General features: G+C 57.9%; 14 protein-coding genes. 6 read left to right on the forward strand and 8 right to left on the reverse strand.

Annotated elements, in window-relative coordinates:
- Positions 1-14 precede the first annotated feature (14 nt).
- Both tal and ribF read left to right on the forward strand, forming a co-directional pair.
- On the forward strand, positions 15-1,070 hold the full coding sequence (gene tal / locus Q3970_RS06875) for a transaldolase (protein WP_303099842.1): 1,056 nt from the start codon (positions 15-17) through the stop codon (positions 1,068-1,070).
- A gap of 240 nt (positions 1,071-1,310) precedes the next feature.
- Positions 1,311-2,240, forward strand: a complete 930-nt coding sequence (ribF, locus tag Q3970_RS06880) for a bifunctional riboflavin kinase/FAD synthetase (RefSeq protein ID WP_303099843.1) — start codon at positions 1,311-1,313, stop codon at positions 2,238-2,240.
- A gap of 184 nt (positions 2,241-2,424) precedes the next feature.
- Here ribF and Q3970_RS06885 read toward each other — a convergent pair whose 3' ends face one another.
- Together Q3970_RS06885 and Q3970_RS06890 are read right to left on the reverse strand one after the other, a co-directional pair.
- Entirely contained in the window at positions 2,425-2,934 is a 510-nt protein-coding gene (locus Q3970_RS06885; RefSeq protein WP_303099844.1) for a protein disulfide oxidoreductase, read from the reverse strand.
- Positions 2,927-3,784: a mechanosensitive ion channel family protein gene (locus Q3970_RS06890; protein WP_303099845.1), complete on the reverse strand. Its 858-nt coding sequence runs from the start codon at positions 3,782-3,784 to the stop codon at positions 2,927-2,929. Before Q3970_RS06890 ends, Q3970_RS06885 begins: the two co-directional genes overlap by 8 nt.
- Before the next feature lie 342 nt (positions 3,785-4,126).
- Between Q3970_RS06890 and hemL the strand changes: the two genes are divergently transcribed.
- Complete coding sequence (hemL, locus tag Q3970_RS06895) at positions 4,127-5,416, forward strand: glutamate-1-semialdehyde 2,1-aminomutase (RefSeq protein ID WP_303099846.1); 1,290 nt, start codon at positions 4,127-4,129, stop codon at positions 5,414-5,416.
- Positions 5,417-5,506: 90 nt separating this feature from the next.
- On the opposite strand, the gene argA is transcribed toward hemL, so the two are convergent.
- Positions 5,507-6,832, reverse strand: a complete 1,326-nt coding sequence (gene argA, locus Q3970_RS06900) for an amino-acid N-acetyltransferase (protein WP_303099847.1) — start codon at positions 6,830-6,832, stop codon at positions 5,507-5,509.
- Between the two features lies 1 nt (position 6,833).
- Positions 6,834-7,256, reverse strand: a complete 423-nt coding sequence (locus Q3970_RS06905; protein ID WP_303099848.1) for an MJ0042-type zinc finger domain-containing protein — start codon at positions 7,254-7,256, stop codon at positions 6,834-6,836.
- A 210-nt stretch (positions 7,257-7,466) separates the two neighbouring features.
- Here Q3970_RS06905 and Q3970_RS06910 point away from each other — a divergent pair, with 210 nt between their 5' ends.
- Positions 7,467-9,005, forward strand: coding sequence for an MFS transporter (locus Q3970_RS06910; protein WP_303099849.1), 1,539 nt, complete (start codon positions 7,467-7,469; stop codon positions 9,003-9,005).
- Between the two features lie 128 nt (positions 9,006-9,133).
- Here Q3970_RS06910 and Q3970_RS06915 read toward each other — a convergent pair whose 3' ends face one another.
- On the reverse strand, positions 9,134-11,242 hold the full coding sequence (locus Q3970_RS06915) for a calcium-binding protein (protein ID WP_303099850.1): 2,109 nt from the start codon (positions 11,240-11,242) through the stop codon (positions 9,134-9,136).
- Between the two features lie 280 nt (positions 11,243-11,522).
- Here Q3970_RS06915 and Q3970_RS06920 point away from each other — a divergent pair, with 280 nt between their 5' ends.
- Both Q3970_RS06920 and Q3970_RS06925 read left to right on the forward strand, forming a co-directional pair.
- A complete protein-coding gene (locus Q3970_RS06920; protein ID WP_303099851.1) occupies positions 11,523-11,918 on the forward strand; it encodes an HIT family protein in 396 nt (131 codons plus the stop codon).
- Between the two features lie 136 nt (positions 11,919-12,054).
- A complete protein-coding gene (locus Q3970_RS06925) occupies positions 12,055-13,230 on the forward strand; it encodes an LD-carboxypeptidase (protein ID WP_303099852.1) in 1,176 nt (391 codons plus the stop codon).
- An 87-nt stretch (positions 13,231-13,317) separates the two neighbouring features.
- Here the strand turns inward: Q3970_RS06925 and Q3970_RS06930 are convergent, their stop codons facing one another.
- The 3 genes from Q3970_RS06930 to Q3970_RS06940 form a co-directional block, all read right to left on the reverse strand.
- The gene (locus tag Q3970_RS06930) at positions 13,318-13,680 is read right to left on the reverse strand and encodes a YbaN family protein (protein WP_303099853.1); all 363 of its coding nucleotides are present in this window, start codon (positions 13,678-13,680) and stop codon (positions 13,318-13,320) included.
- The gene (locus tag Q3970_RS06935; RefSeq protein ID WP_303099854.1) at positions 13,677-14,255 is read right to left on the reverse strand and encodes a DUF1415 domain-containing protein; all 579 of its coding nucleotides are present in this window, start codon (positions 14,253-14,255) and stop codon (positions 13,677-13,679) included. The genes Q3970_RS06930 and Q3970_RS06935 overlap by 4 nt, the downstream gene beginning before the upstream one ends.
- A 127-nt stretch (positions 14,256-14,382) precedes the next feature.
- Positions 14,383-14,865 carry an Lrp/AsnC family transcriptional regulator gene (locus tag Q3970_RS06940; RefSeq protein WP_303099855.1) on the reverse strand — a complete coding sequence of 161 codons (483 nt, stop codon included), beginning with the start codon at positions 14,863-14,865 and terminating at the stop codon, positions 14,383-14,385.
- Between the last annotated feature and the right edge of the window lie 86 nt (positions 14,866-14,951).

A 14,951-nucleotide genomic window follows, 5' to 3' on the forward strand; every position in this document is an offset into this window, starting at 1 on the left:
CAAGGATTTCAGAGATGGCTATTTTATCGGACGTTAAAGCATTAGGACAACAAATCTGGCTCGACAATTTATCGCGCTCGCTGGTGCAGGGCGGGGAGCTGGCCGAAATGATGCGGCAGGGCGTGTGCGGCGTTACTTCCAACCCCGCCATTTTCCAGAAAGCGTTTGCGGGAGATGTTTTGTATGCCGGTGAAATCGCTGCGCTGAAACAGCAAAACCGCAACCCGAAAGCCATCTATGAAACGCTGGCTGTTGCCGATGTGCAGGCCGCCTGCGACGTGTTTCTTCCTGAATATGAAAAAAGCGGCGGTAAAATCGGTTTTGTGAGCCTGGAAGTCGCCCCCGACTTGTCGCACGACACCGCCGGCACCGTGGCCGAAGCCAAACGCCTGCATGCGGCCATCAACCGCCCCAACGTGATGATTAAAGTGCCCGCCACCGATGAGGGCGTGGCCGCATTGGAGCAATTGGTTTCAGACGGCCTCAGCATCAACCTCACACTGTTGTTTTCACGACAACAAACCCTCAAAGCCTATGCCGCCTATGTGAAAGGCATTGAAAAGCGTGTGGCCGCCAGCCTGCCCGTAAACCATATCCGCGTGGTGGCCAGCTTCTTCATTTCGCGCGTGGACGGCGCGCTCGACACCACGCTGCCGCCACACCTGCAAGGCAAAGTGGCGGTTGCGCTGGCCAAAGCCGCTTATCGGGACTGGCAGCAGTTTTTCGGCGGCGGAGCGTTTGCCGAGGCCAAAGCCGCAGGCGCCAACCCCGTACAGCTCTTGTGGGCTTCCACCGGCGTGAAAAACCCCGCTTATCCCGACACGCTTTATGTGGACAGCCTGATAGGGCCCGACACCGTCAACACCGTGCCCGATGCCACGCTGAAAGCCTTTATCGACCACGGAACAGCTGCAGCCACGCTCACCGAAGGCCAGGACGGAGCGCTTGCCGTTTTGACCGAAACCGAAAAGCTCGGCATCGACCTCGAAGCCCTCGCCCTGCGCTTGCAGGAAGACGGCCTGAAACAGTTTGAAGACGCATTTGCCAAACTGCTCGAGCCTTTGGCTTAACGGGAGTGTTCCAAGTATGACGCGGATATTCCGTTCGGCAGAAAGCACAGATTTTGCCAAGATAATATAGGCCGGTTTGCACCGAGGCCGTCTGAAAAACTTTTTTCAGACGGCCTCAATCCGTTAACCGCAAGAAGGGCAATGCTGTGCCCGAACAAGTTTTCCCGCCGCATATTCCGCAAGCCGCCGAATCGGCTTACAATACCGCCCGTTTGACACACACCGCACAGAACAATCCCTATGAAAATCTGGTTCGGTCGGCACATCAGTCCCGACTTTCCCCACGGCAGCGCCGTTACCATCGGCAACTTCGACGGCGTCCACCTCGGCCACCGCCATATCCTGCAACGGCTTAAACAAGAAGCCCGCAGCCGCGGCCTGCCTGTGGTGGCGGTGGTTTTCGAGCCGCAGCCGCAAGAGTTTTTCGCCCGCAAAAGCGGCCGCGAACTGCCTTACCGCATTTCGCCCCTGCGCAGCAAGCTGCAACTTTTGCGGGAAACCGGTTGTGTCGATGCGGTGTGGGTGCTGCGCTTCAACCAAGCCTTTGCCGATATGGGCGCGCAAACCTTTATCGACAGCCTCTTGCGCGAAACCCTCAACACCAAATATCTGCTGATCGGCGACGATTTCCGTTTCGGCGCCGGCCGCGAAGGCAGCTTCGAGCTGCTGCAAAACCAACCCGGCATGGTAACCGAGCGTACGCCCTCGGTGCTGGTGGAAAACATCCGCGCCAGCAGCACCGCCGTGCGCAAAGCCCTTTCAGACGGCCAATTGGAACACGCCTGCAAACTGCTCGGCCACGACTACACGCTCAGCGGCCACGTTAAACACGGCACCAAGCTCGGCCGCACCATAGGCTGCCCCACCGCCAACGTGCAGCTTCCGCAGCACCACTACCCCTTGAGCGGCGTGTTTGTGGTGGAGACCGAAGGCAGCTTCGGCAAACGGCGGGGGGTGGCCAGTTTCGGTTTCAACCCCAGCGTGTCGAAGTCGCGCCGCCAAAAGCTGGAAGTGCATCTTTTTGATTTTCAAGGAAACCTATACGGCCAACGTTTGACCGTGCGCTTTCTGCACAAACTGCGTGACGAAAAAAAATTCGACAATATCGAAGATTTGAAGCACCAGATTTGGGCGGATATGGATGCGGCGAAAAACTGGGTGAAGGCCTAAGAGCAGCGGTTCGCGCCGGTTTTCAAAAACGGCACGGCACATCGTAGTTTCTTTACAAAACACTTGCGTCATACTCGGGCTTGGCCCGAGTATCTTTTTGTTGCAGAGAAAACGGGAGACACTCGGATCAAACCCGAGTATGACGGAACAAATCCGGCCGTCTGAAAAACCATATCTATCCGTTTCAATACACCCTGTCCGCCAGCCAAACGCGCCCGCGCAAACCCCAATAGCTGCTGATGCCGGTGGTGCTGTGTACCGTTTTGCCGTTTTTCACCAACACCACCGTCGGTGTAACCGCCACCTGCCATTGCCGCGATATTTCCCCCTGCGGATCGTTTGCCGTGTCGAACGACAATCCGTGCGCCCGCATATAGGCGGCCACTTCCTCCGCGCCGCCCGATTGCAGCGCCACACTCAACACGGGCACGCCCGCCTCGTGCAGGCGCTGTATGGCGGGGGAGGTGTGCTTGCAGATGCCGCACCAGCTTCCCCAAAAATAAACAACGGCGGTGCGCCCGCGGCTGAGCGACGCCAAAGTGGTTTGCCCGCCGCTTAATGTGGCCAGGGGCAAGCCGGCAAACCGTGCCGGCTCGGCGGGTTTGCGCCACCAATCGGCGGCCAGCGACACCAGCAACACCAATAAGGCCGTCTGAAACGCCTGCCTGAGCCAATACAAGGCCGGTTTACGCACCGTTTTCCTCCCCGCTTTGTTTGTCGTCCTGCGCCAGCAGCGGCTGCACGCACGACAGCACGCGGTCGAGAATCAGGTTGTTGTCGGTGTGCCCTTGCGCCCACCAGCGCAATTCGAGCGTGCCGGTGGTGTCGGAAAGCGCGGTAACGGCGATTTCGGGCTGGGAAACGATGTCGCCGCATTGTTGTTGCAGCGTGCGGATAATCTGCTGCTTCACCGCATCGGCGTTCAAATCGGCAGGCAGGGTCAGCACGGTGCTTTGGCGGTACAGGCCGCCGCGTGTGTTAACGGTAACGGGCGAGGTAAAGAGCTGCGAATTGGGGATAACGATGCGCCTGCCGTCGTAGGTGCGCAGCGTGGTGGCGCGGATTTCGATGTTTTCCACTTCACCCTCAAACGTGCCCGAAATAATGCGGTCGCCGATTTTAAACGGTTCGTTGAGCAGCAGCAGAATGCCCGACAGCAGGTTTTGGAAAATGTCTTTAAAGGCAAAGCCGACGGCCACCGAGCCGATGCCGAGCGTGCTGATAAGCTGCGCGGGCGTGAAATCGGGAATGGCGATCATCATCGCCACCAGAAAGCCGCCGAAAACAATCAGTGCGCTGCCGATGCGCTGCAATACCAGGAGCAGGTTCATACGGTTGCTCAGGCGGCGCGACAAAAGCTTCACCGACAAAGTTTTAAACAGCCTGGCCGCCAGCCAAAACAAGATAAACGCCAGCAAGGCCACTACCAGATAAGGTACGCGCAGCCAAAAGGCTTCTATCATGGCCTGCACGCTGTTGGTCATGGCTTCGTAGTGGCTGAGGCTTTGGCGGATGCCGTGGTTGAGTTGGTTGAGTGTATCCATAAAAAAAATCGGGTGCGGTTGGTTGGAAGGCCGTTTGAAATATATCACATCCGGCCGTTTGAAACGGCGTGCTCTAGGGCGTGTAGTTAGAAGGCTTGCGAAGCGGTTTTTTGAGGAAAAATCCGCAGATGCAAGGCAAAAAGCACAGCAAGATTGAACATCTTGCGAGCATTTCTAACGCCGCAGATGCGGATTTTAACCAAAAATACCGCCGCAATGCCTTCTAACTACACGCCCTGAAGCTGCTAAAATACGGCTTTCTATTTTTCAGACGGCCTTTTCGGCAACATTCCCTTTCGAGGCCGTCTGAAACGCAGCCATTATATTCAGCAAGGATGCCCCATGAACCGCAACGAACAATTATTCAACCGTGCCAAAAACATCATTCCCGGCGGCGTGAATTCGCCCGTGCGCGCATTCGGCAGCGTCGGCGGCGTGCCGCGCTTCATCAAGAAAGCCCAAGGCGCTTATGTGTGGGACGAAAACGGCACGCGCTATATCGATTATGTCGGCTCGTGGGGGCCTGCCATCGTCGGCCACGCCCACCCCGAAGTGGTGGAAGCCGTGCGCGAAGCGGCGTTGGGCGGTTTGTCGTTCGGTGCGCCTACCGAAGGCGAAATCGTGATGGCCGAAGAAATCGCCAAACTCGTGCCCAGCGTCGAGCAGGTGCGACTGGTCAGCTCCGGCACCGAGGCCACCATGAGCGCCATCCGTTTGGCGCGCGGTTTCACCGGCCGCGACAAAATCATCAAATTCGAGGGCTGCTACCACGGCCATTCCGACAGCCTGCTGGTTAAAGCCGGCAGCGGACTGCTCACCTTCGGCAATCCCAGCTCCGCCGGCGTGCCCGCCGATTTCACCCAACACACGCTGGTGTTGGAATACAACAATACCGCACAGCTCGAAGAAACTTTCGCCCGAATCGGCGGCGAAACCGCCTGCGTGATTTTGGAGCCGTTTGCCGGCAACATGAATCTGGTCAGGCCGTCTGAAAGCTTTATCAGGGCTTTGCGCGCGCTCACCGAACAACACGGCGCGGTGCTGATTTACGACGAAGTGATGACGGGTTTCCGCGTCGCGCTCGGCGGCGCGCAGTCGCTGCACGGCATTAAGCCTGATTTGACGACTATGGGCAAAGTTATCGGCGGCGGTATGCCGCTGGCCGCGTTCGGCGGCCGCAAAGACATTATGGCCTGCATTTCCCCGCTCGGCGGCGTGTATCAGGCCGGCACCTTGTCGGGCAACCCCGTGGCCGTGGCCGCCGGCCTCAAAACGCTGGAAATCATCCAGCGGCCGGGTTTTTACGAAAACCTTGCCGCGCTCAACGAACGTTTGACCGACGGTTTTCAGACGGCCGCCAAAGCTGCGGGCATCACGTTCAGTGCAGATTATGTGGGCGGCATGTTCGGCCTGTATTTTTCAGATGGCCTGCCGCAAAGCTACGCCGATATGGCCGCTTCCGATACCGACGGCTTCAAAAAATTCTTCCATGGCATGCTCGGCAACGGTGTGGCATTCGGCCCCTCTGCCTACGAAGCCTGCTTTATGTCGGCGGCGCACACGCCCGAATTGGTGGAAGAAACCGTGGCGGCGGCGAGCAAGGTGTTTGCGCAAATGGCGGCGGAGATTTGAACGGATAATCGGACTTGTTTGCGAGGCCGTCTGAAAAAATGCCGCTTGAAAACAGAAATGTTTTTTCAAGCGGCATTTTTTCAGACGGCCTCAACCGTTTTCACCCAAGTTATACGCAAAAACTTTCGATTTGCGCCCGTTTTCACGGTATTCGTTCAGGCGTTCGGGCGGGAGGGATTCGGACGGAACCGTTTGAAATCCGCGTTCGAGAAACCACTCGCCGGTGCGGGTGGAAAGGGCGTAGAGGGTGCGGATGTTGCGGCTGCGGGCCTGCCCGATCAGGTGTTCGAGCAGCAGTTCGCCGTAGCCGCTGTCTTGTGCTTCGGGGGAAACCACCAGGCAGGCCAACTCGCCGATGCCGGGATCTGCAAAGGTTTTGAGGGCGACGCAGCCGTAAATGCGGCGGTCGTGTTCCAACACGGAAAACTCGCCGATGTGGTTTTCAAGGTATTCGCGGCTGCGGCGCAGCAGGATGCCCTGTTCTTCGAGCGGGCGGATAAGGGCGGTGATGTCGGGAATGTCGCCGGTTTGCGCCTGCCGGATGTTCATGAAGGCGTTGCGTGCCACGGAAGTGCCGACGCCGTGGCGGGTGAACAGTTCGGCAATCAGGCTGCCGTTTTGGCGGCCGCCGAGAATCTGGGTGCGCTGCACGCCGTTTTCCACGGCGTTTACGGCCGATTGCAGCAGCCTTTGCTGGTTGTTCTGCACCCGGCCGCCGGTTAGCAGGGCGCGGGCCTCTTGGCCGGAAAGGTTGGGCAAAACCTGACCCTGTTCGTTTAGAATTCCTTCTTGTTCAACCAGATAAACCAGTTTTTCGGCTTGAAGGGCAACGGCGGCGGCCTCGGCAATATCGCCCATACTGAGGTTGAAGGTTTTGCCGCTGAGCGAATGGCCGAGCGGGCTGATTAACACTAAGGCGCCGTCGTCGAGGCGCCGGCGCACGGCTTCGGTGTCGATTTTGCGCACGATGCCGGTGTAGCCCATGTCGGTGCCGTCGATGATGCCGAGCGGGCGGGCGGAAACGAAATTACCGCCGGCAATACTCAGGGGCTTGCCGCGCAGCGGGGTTTGGGAGAGGCCGAACGAAAGGGCGGCTTCAATGTCGCTGCGCACTATACCGCAGGCCTGTTTGGCGTGGGTGAGGGTGGTTTCGTCGGTGATGCGGCGGCCGTTGCGGTATTGCGGAGTGAGGCCGTGCGCTTCTGCCAGAGTGTTGATTTGTGTGCGCGAACCGTGCACCACAACCAGGCGCACGCCGAGGCTGGCGAGCAGGTTTAAATCGGCGGCGAGTGTTTGGAGGGTGGGGCCGGAAAGCAGGCTGCCCGCAATGCCGATTACCAGCGTTTTGCCGCGCAGGTAGTGGATATAGGGGGCGGCTTCCCGGAAGTCGCGGATAAAATCAACAGGAACGGTCATCTCAAAGCATTAATATCAAATAGAAAAGCTGCATGATCAGCACGGTGAGCGCGGTGAGTGCGGCCAAAGTCCAGTTGAAGCCTTCTTTTACGGAGGCGGCAGTGTTTTCGGCGGCCTGAGTTTTGGCCGCCTGCTTGTTTTTGGCATCCGCAGGCACCAAACTGTCGAGCAGGTCGGCGATTTCGTTTTTCGACAAGGCCTTGTGGTTACGCACGGCGGGGCCGATGGAGCGCACCAGTTTGGTGTCGGTGGCTGCGCTCGGCAGCTGTTCGGGCGAGGCCTTGTGCGGGGTGTTGCTGATGTGGTGCTTGGCTTGGAACAGGCCTTCGCATTTGGTGCAGACCACGAAACCTTGCGCCAGGTTCATTTGGGTATCTTTAACGGCAAGCCGTGCTTTACAGTGGGGGCATACGCAGATGGGCATAACAGTGACTTTAAGACGTTTTATTATAGAAGCAGGTATTTTAAGGTTTTTCAGACGGCATGGGAAGTTTGGGCGGGAAGAGGGCGGCTTTTCGGGTTAAACGGAAACAGGCCGTCTGAAACAAATCTTTTCAGACGGCCCGTATGCTTCGTTGATACAATAGCCGCTTTATTTTCATACAAGCGTGTGTTTTTAATTTAAGTTATTGATATGCAAGAAAATTATTCTAAAAATTGGCTGGCTGCGGCAACCGTCTACACAGACCGCCGCGCCGTTACGCTGTTTTTTCTCGGCTTCTCGGCAGGTGTGCCGATTTTGCTGATTTTTTCCAGCCTGTCGCTGTGGCTGCGCGAAGCGGGGGTGGACCGCAGCACGGTAACCATGTTCAGCTGGGCGGCGCTGGCTTATTCGTTCAAATTCGTGTGGGCGCCGCTGATTGATTCTTTGCCGCTGCCGCTGCTGACCCGTGTTTTGGGCAGGCGGCGCGGCTGGCTGCTGCTTTCGCAGCTTTCGGTTATTGCCGCGGTTTGCACCATGGCCATGGTCAACCCCGTTAGCGGTACGGCGCTGGTCTATATGGCCGCAGGCGCGGTCCTGTTGGGCTTTTCTTCGGCTACGCAGGACGTGGTGATTGATGCCTACCGCATCGAAGCGGCGGCAGACGATGTGGCGATGCAGTCGGTAACGGCTGCTACTTATAACGCCGGTTACCGCGTGGGAATGATTGTGGCGGGCGCGGGCGCGCTGTTTTTGGCAGCGAGGTTGGGGTCGCACGAAGGTGCTTATGTGTATGCGGCCTGGCAGCAAACCTATTTCATTATGGCCGCAGTGATGGGCGTGGGGGTGGCTACGACGCTGCTGATGCGCGAGCCTGCCGCGTCGGCACGGCATACCGCTTCGCGTTCCACGGCCGACAACCTGCGCCTGCTGCTGCTGTTTTTGGTGTCGGTGGCGGCGGTTGTGGATGCGTTTGACCAACTGGGCAAGGTATTGCCGCAGGAAGGCGGCGGCCCTTTGGGCAGTTTCGGTATTGAAGCCGTCCGCCTGGCTGTTTCTGCCGCCGCCGCCGCCGCAGTGGGCGCGCTGACCGTGAAAAGCGGTTTGGTGCCCAAACAACTGGCCGTGGACACTTGGATACACCCCGTTACCGATTTTTTCGAACGTTACGGCAAATCGGCGCTGCTGCTGTTGGCCTTAATCGGCGTTTACCGTATTTCCGACATTGTGGCGGGCGTGATTTCCAATGTGTTTTATCAGGACATGGGCTTCAGCAAAGAAGAAATCGCTGCAGCGGTGAAAACGTTCGGTGTGGTGATGGCGGTGGCGGGCGGTTTTCTCGGCGGGCTGTTGTCGCAGAAATTCGCCCTGATGAAAATGATGATGGCCGGCGCGGTGCTGGCGGCGTTAACCAACCTGCTGTTTGTGGTGCTGGCATACCGCGGGCACGATGTGGCGTTTATGTATCTGGCGGTGGGGTTCGATAACCTTGCCGCAGGTTTGGCGGGCGCAGTGTTTATCGCTTTTTTGTCGTCTCTGACCAATATCCGTTTCACTGCTGTGCAATATGCAATTTTCAGCTCGCTGATGACGCTGCTGCCTAAAACTTTGGGCGGTTATTCGGGTGCGATGGTCGATAAAATCGGCTATCCGGGTTTCTTTACGCTGACCGCGCTTTTGGGCGTGCCGGTGCTGCTGCTGGTGTATCTGGCCGAGAAAAAGCTGTTCGGCAAAAACGGCGGAAAGGGGTAGGGCTGCGGCTTGGCGGAAGACAAACTTTTCCGTGCTACGCCGTTGGTTTGTTAAAAATCAAGGCCGTCTGAAAATCTGTTTAAAAAAACAGGTTTTCAGACGGCCTGTTTTGCCGCAGCCTGCCGTTATCAGCCGATCAGATTGGCCGGTGCGGGTTCGTCGGATCCGGCAGGTACCGACGGGGCTGCGTCATACGCATAAGCTGCGGCAGGGGTGTTTTGCACCGCTGGGGCGGCGGCGGTTGTGCCGCCGCTTGCTTTTTCCAGTGCGGCGGCCAGCTTGGCTTCGGAGATTTTCCCTTCGAGCACGTCGTTTCCAAAGGCGCCCGAATCGAAAACGAAGCGGGTAACGGCGGCATTTTTGCCGGTGTTCTGCCGCTCGATAATCAGTTTGTCGCTGCTGCCGGCGATGCTGATTTCCCAATTGGTTTCGTTTGGAAACCACGGGTGGGCGGTGTGGGTAACGGTTAAATCTTCGGGGGAGATGCCTTCGCCGAAGCGTACGGTATTGCTGCCTTCGGTGTCGGAAACAGTGTCTTGGCCGCTGCCTTTGGCGAATATAAACGTATCGTTGCCGGCACCGCCGTAGAGTTTGTCGTTGCCGCTGCCGCCGTCGAGCGTGTCGTCGCCTGCGCTGCCGTGCAGAATATCGTTGCCGGCACCGCCGTAGAGTTTGTCGTTGCCCGTCCAGCCGTCGATTAAATCATTGCCGCTGCCGCCGCTGATGGTGTTGCCGTTCACGTCGCCGAACAGGATCCGGCCGCCGCCATCGGGCGTATCCTGCAAATCGAATTTAATGGTGTGGGCGGCATCGTCGGTGCGGACGCTGCGGGGGGCGGTGGAGGCATTGAATTTAAATTCGATGGCGGCTTCGGCGGCATCCCGGTTGGGAACAAACACCAAGTTTCCGGCATCGTAAGCATGGAACAGGCCTTTTTCTACCCATTCGGTGATATGGCCGTCTGAAGAAAGATAGGCCAAACGCCCGCCGGTTACTTTTTCGATATCGAAACGGTTTTCGGCAAGCTGGTTGTCCGGCCCTACGCCGAAATCCGCCATGCTCAGGCGGTAGCCGCTTCGGCTGCCGATGGTGATGGTTTTGCTGTTGCCGGTAATGCCGGTGCGATCGGCCAGTTGCCACGGGCTGAGGGTTTCGCCGTCAAATTCGAAACGGGTGATGGCGAGGTTGGATTCTTCGTCGGCGCTTTGGTTGTGGATGGTAAGCCTGTCGCTGCTTCCTTTGAGGGCAATCTGCCAAACGTTGGCGATGTTGCCGTCGGCCTGCACGTCGGCGGTGATGGTTAAATCTTCGGGGGTAATGCCCGTGCCGAAACGCACAGTGTTGGAACCTTCGGGGCTGTAAACGGTTTCTACGCCCGGTGTGCGGTAATCGATGATGGTGTCGTGGCCGTAGCCGCGAGCGAAGAAGTAGGTGTCGTCGCCGTAGCCGCCCATCAGTATATCGTCTCCCGTGCCTCCGTCGAGATAGTCGCCGCCGTCGCCAAGGTCGGGATAATAGAGCTCGCCCCAGTCGTTTTCAATCAGGCCGACGGCTTTGCCGCCGATCAGGCGGTCGTTGCCTGCGCCGCCGTAGAGCGTGTCGCTGCCGTCGCCGCCGGTCAGCAGGTCGTTGCCGCCGTGGCCGGATATCAAGTCATTGCCGCCGTTGCCGGAAAGATGGTTGTTGCCGTGGTTGCCGTTCAGGATATTGTCGGCATTGTTGCCGCTGCCGTTGGTGTTGCCGCTGCCGGTGAGTGTGAGGTTTTCCACATAAGCCCGCAGGGTGTAGCTTACGCTGCTGAACACAGTGTCGGTGCCGTGGTTTTGCAGTTCGATTACGGTGTCTTGGGGGTTGTCTACATAATATATATCATGGCCGTTGCCCCCGTGCATGGCATCGGCGCCGCTGCTGCCGTCTAGTATGTCGTTGCCGCCGTGGCCGTAGAGCGTGTCGTTGCCTGCGGAACCGAGCAGCCGGTTGCGGTTGTTGTTGCCGGTGAGTATGTTGTCTTGGGTGTTTCCGGTGGCATTGATTGCGTCGTGCCCCACCAGCGTGAGGTTTTCCACATGGTCGGGCAGGGTGTAGCTTACGCTGCTGTAGGCCGTGTCGGTTCCCCCGCCGGCTTTTTCAATAATGCGTTCTTGCGCTTGGCTGATATGGAACACGTTGTCGGAACTGTCGCCGTAAAATACGTTGGGCGTGCCGGCTGCGGCTTTGTCGGGCTGTTGGCTGTTCATGATAGCTTCCTTATTTGAGCGGATATTAATGATGATGTTCGGGTAGAATGCCGGAATTGGTTTTTGTTTTTGGGCGGCGTAGAAAGGAATGTATTACAAAAAATGATTATATACAATATTTTAAATAAAATTTTTCTTGGCAGAAAATGCGGTTTTACCTGCTTCGTTAATTTATTTTGATTTGAATGTTTATTTGGAACCCTGCTCAAGCGCGGCCGTCTGAAAAACCTTTGCGGCAAACTCTGTTAAAATATCCGGCCGATTTTGAAGGAGCCGATTTATGACCTGCCCTTTGTGCACCCCCACCGGCGAAGATGTGCTGCTGCAAACCGGCAACCTGCGCGTGATTGCCGTTCACGGCGAAGCCGACGCCCCCGCGTTCTGCCGCGTAATCTGGCAGCGCCATGTTGCCGAAATGACCGATCTGCAACCCGCAGAGCGCCAAGAGCTGATGGAGGCGGTTTACCGTGTGGAGGCCGCCATGCGCCAAGTATTCCGGCCCGTCAAAATCAATCTGGCCAGTTTGGGCAACGTGGTGCCGCACCTGCACTGGCACGTGATTGCCCGCTTCGGTAACGATGCCAATTTCCCCGCCCCCGTTTGGGCGCCCGCCGTGCGGGAATCACAGGCGGTTTTGCCGGAAAACTGGCCGCAGCAGGTAAAAGCGCTGCTGTAATGCCACACAATGCAGGCCGTCTGAAAACCGTTTTCTTCCTTTTCAGACGGCCTGCATTGTGTGATACGGCACGCCCCCTTTAAAATACACGCCTTTATCAGGCCGCCTGAAAAGGCGGTATACACGAGGAACCTTTATGACCTGGCAACCTTCCCGCCGCAACTTCCTGAAAGCCTCCGCAGCCGCCGCCGGCGCAGGCATGCTTGCCGCCTGCGGCAGCGGAGGCACCGCACAGCCCTCCGCCCAATCCGGCAAAGCCCAAACCGTGCCGCCGAAAACCACCCGCCCCGGCCGCAGCGGCGATACTGTTTTGCGCGTGGTCGCACCGTCGGGCTTTGCCGACAACGCCGCCCGCTCCGAAACCGGACTTACCCGCCTCCATAATGCCGGCTTTACCGTAACCAACCGGCAGGCCGCTTTCCGCCGCTACCAGCGTTTCGCCGGCACCGACAGCGAGCGTATCGCCGATTTTCAAGACATTGCCGCCGGCCGCGTCGCCACTCCGAAAGTGCTGATGGGGCTGCGCGGCGGCTATGGCGCCGTGCGCATTCTTCCGCATATCGACTTTGCCTCCCTCGGCGCCCGTATGCGCGAGCGCGGCACGCTGTTTTTCGGCTTCAGCGACTTGTGCGCCGTGCAGCTCGCCCTCTTGGCTAAAGGCAATACGGCCAGCTTCGCGGGGCCGATGGTATACAGCGAATTCGGCAAGCCCGTCCCCAGCACTTACACCATGGAAGCGTTTATACGCGGCACCACCAATGCCGCCAACACCGTCAGCGTGTATAACGTGCAGCGCCGCAGCGTGAGCGCCGAAGGCACGTTTTGGGGCGGCAACTTAAGCGTGCTGGCCTCGCTCGCCGGCAGCCCCTATATGCCCGATATTCAGGGCGGCATCCTGTTTCTCGAAGACGTGGGCGAGCAGCCCTACCGCATTGAGCGTATGCTGCAAACCCTGCATCTGGCCGGTATTTTGTCGAAGCAGCAGGCCGTGGTGCTCGGCGATTTCCGCATGGGCACCATCCGCGACGCATACGACAGCAGCTACGACTTCAGCACCGTGGTCAACAATATCGGCCGCATTGCCAAAGTGCCCGTACTCACCGGTTTTCCGTTCGGCCACATTGCCAACAAAGCCACCTTCCCGCTGGGCGCGCACGCCAAAATCACCGGCGAATCCAACGGCGGCTATTCGGTAACATTCAGCGGTTATCCCACCCTCGATACCGCCGGCCTGATGCTCGATACCCTGCTGCCCCCGCCCGTTCCCGTTTACCAGCCTGTGAATATTGTGGAAGACCCTGTGCAGGAATAAATTAAGGCGGTTTTGACGCCCGTTGCAAAGGCCGTCTGAAATCTTTTTCAGACGGCCTTTGTTTATGCTTCCGGACAAGGGGCGTTATCAGGCGTCGGGCAGCCGCCACATCCACAGGGCTGCGGCTAAACAGAACAGCGCCGAGGCGGCGCTCCACCACCATTGTTCGGGAAAGCGGTAGAGCAGCCAGCTGCAAGAGAGCGTCATCATCGCAAAGGCCAAGTATTTGGCGCGGCGGGGAACAGCGCGGCGTTCTTCCCAATCACGCACCATAGGGCCGAAAACGCGGTGTTGGTGCAGCCTGCGGTGAAAACGCGGCGAAGCACGCGCCCAGCAGGCGGCGGCAAGTATGACAAACGGCGTGGTAGGCAGCACGGGCAGAAAGATGCCGATAATGCCCAGCAGCAGGGCAATGGCGCCAAACAGCCAGAAAATCGGGCGTAATATCATGTTTTGCCTATTTCTTTATGATGCGGGCAGCGCGGAATCTGCAACGCATCCCAACCCTGCTGCCCCATTTCTGCCAGCAGCGCCATATTGCGCCCGAAAATCGCTTCGGCATCGGGAAAAGCTTCGGCGGCTTTGCTGATGCTGCTTTCGCGTATCAGATGCAGGGTGGGGTAGGGCGAGCGGTTGGTATAGTTGGTGATGTCGTCGGCTTCGGTACCTTCAAACTGGAAACCGGGGTGAAAGGGGGCGATTTGGATAACGCCCTCCAAACCGTTGTCGCAAACGGCTTGGTCGGCCAAATCGAGCATATCGTTAAACACTGGAAAATCGCCGAACAAATCGGGGAGGACCAGCAGCGTGGTTTCGATTTCTTCTGGCGGTGCGCTGCCGATGAGTTGCAGTTCGCGGTCTAAATCTTCTAAAAAGCCGTCGAGGTGTTTGGCGCGGCTGACGCTTATCCGAACCAGCCCCTTCACATAAGGGGCTTTGGCGAAAGGGCATAAGTTCAGGCCGATAACGGCTTTTTCGAGCCACAGGCGGGTGTGGGCGGTTACGGTTTCGTTGCTGGCAGACACGGTTGCGGCACTTTATTAATAAAGGTTTGCAATCATAAGGTTTTTTGGCGGCGGTGTGAACAGATCGGAAAGCAGCACAGGCCGTCTGAACACTTTCAGACGGCCTGTGCATATGCGGCAGCCCGGCTTAATCCTTCTGCAAATGCCCCAGCGGCAGCGCGGTGGTGTTTTTGATTTCTTTCAGCACGAAGCTTGATTTCGCATCCTGAACGCCGGGGTGGGAGAGCAGGGTGTCGAGCACAAAATGCGAAAGCGCGTTCATATCGGTGAAAAAAGCATGCAGCAGATAGTCGGTTTCGCCCGTCAGCGCAAAGCAGCTTAACACTTCGGGCCATTTCTGCACGGCGGCCGAAAAATCGTCGCGGGCCTCCACCGCTTTATCAATCGACACGCGGATAAACGCCTGCAGGCCGAGTTTCACCGACACGGGCGAGAGCAGCGCGGCGTATTGGCGGATGATGCCCGCGTCTTCAAGCTGTTTCAGGCGCCGCAGACAGGGGGAGGGCGACAGGGCCACGCGTTCGGAAAGCTCCACATTGGTTAAACGGCCGTTTTCCTGCAATACCTGCAGGATTTTGAGATCGGTTTTGTCTAAATTGATTTGTGCCATGTTCGTGCCCTTTCTTCTTGTTGCTGTTGTTTAGGGTCTGTTGACAATTGGCCGGCGAAGCGGTTTTTTGAGGCAAAAACCGCGTA

Source organism: Neisseria sp., assembly GCF_030530745.1.
In the GTDB taxonomy this organism is placed as follows: domain Bacteria; phylum Pseudomonadota; class Gammaproteobacteria; order Burkholderiales; family Neisseriaceae; genus Neisseria.

Excerpts from the sequence above, each read along its gene's own strand:
- tal (WP_303099842.1), top strand. The coding sequence starts at position 15 with ATGGCTATTTTATCGGACGTTAAAGCATTAGGACAACAAATCTGGCTC.
- ribF (WP_303099843.1), top strand. The coding sequence starts at position 1,311 with ATGAAAATCTGGTTCGGTCGGCACATCAGTCCCGACTTTCCCCACGGC.
- Q3970_RS06890 (WP_303099845.1), bottom strand. The coding sequence starts at position 3,784 with ATGGATACACTCAACCAACTCAACCACGGCATCCGCCAAAGCCTCAGC.
- hemL (WP_303099846.1), top strand. The coding sequence starts at position 4,127 with ATGAACCGCAACGAACAATTATTCAACCGTGCCAAAAACATCATTCCC.
- argA (WP_303099847.1), bottom strand. The coding sequence starts at position 6,832 with ATGACCGTTCCTGTTGATTTTATCCGCGACTTCCGGGAAGCCGCCCCC.
- Q3970_RS06905 (WP_303099848.1), bottom strand. The coding sequence starts at position 7,256 with ATGCCCATCTGCGTATGCCCCCACTGTAAAGCACGGCTTGCCGTTAAA.
- Q3970_RS06910 (WP_303099849.1), top strand. The coding sequence starts at position 7,467 with ATGCAAGAAAATTATTCTAAAAATTGGCTGGCTGCGGCAACCGTCTAC.
- Q3970_RS06915 (WP_303099850.1), bottom strand. The coding sequence starts at position 11,242 with ATGAACAGCCAACAGCCCGACAAAGCCGCAGCCGGCACGCCCAACGTA.
- Q3970_RS06920 (WP_303099851.1), top strand. The coding sequence starts at position 11,523 with ATGACCTGCCCTTTGTGCACCCCCACCGGCGAAGATGTGCTGCTGCAA.
- Q3970_RS06925 (WP_303099852.1), top strand. The coding sequence starts at position 12,055 with ATGACCTGGCAACCTTCCCGCCGCAACTTCCTGAAAGCCTCCGCAGCC.
- Q3970_RS06930 (WP_303099853.1), bottom strand. The coding sequence starts at position 13,680 with ATGATATTACGCCCGATTTTCTGGCTGTTTGGCGCCATTGCCCTGCTG.
- Q3970_RS06940 (WP_303099855.1), bottom strand. The coding sequence starts at position 14,865 with ATGGCACAAATCAATTTAGACAAAACCGATCTCAAAATCCTGCAGGTA.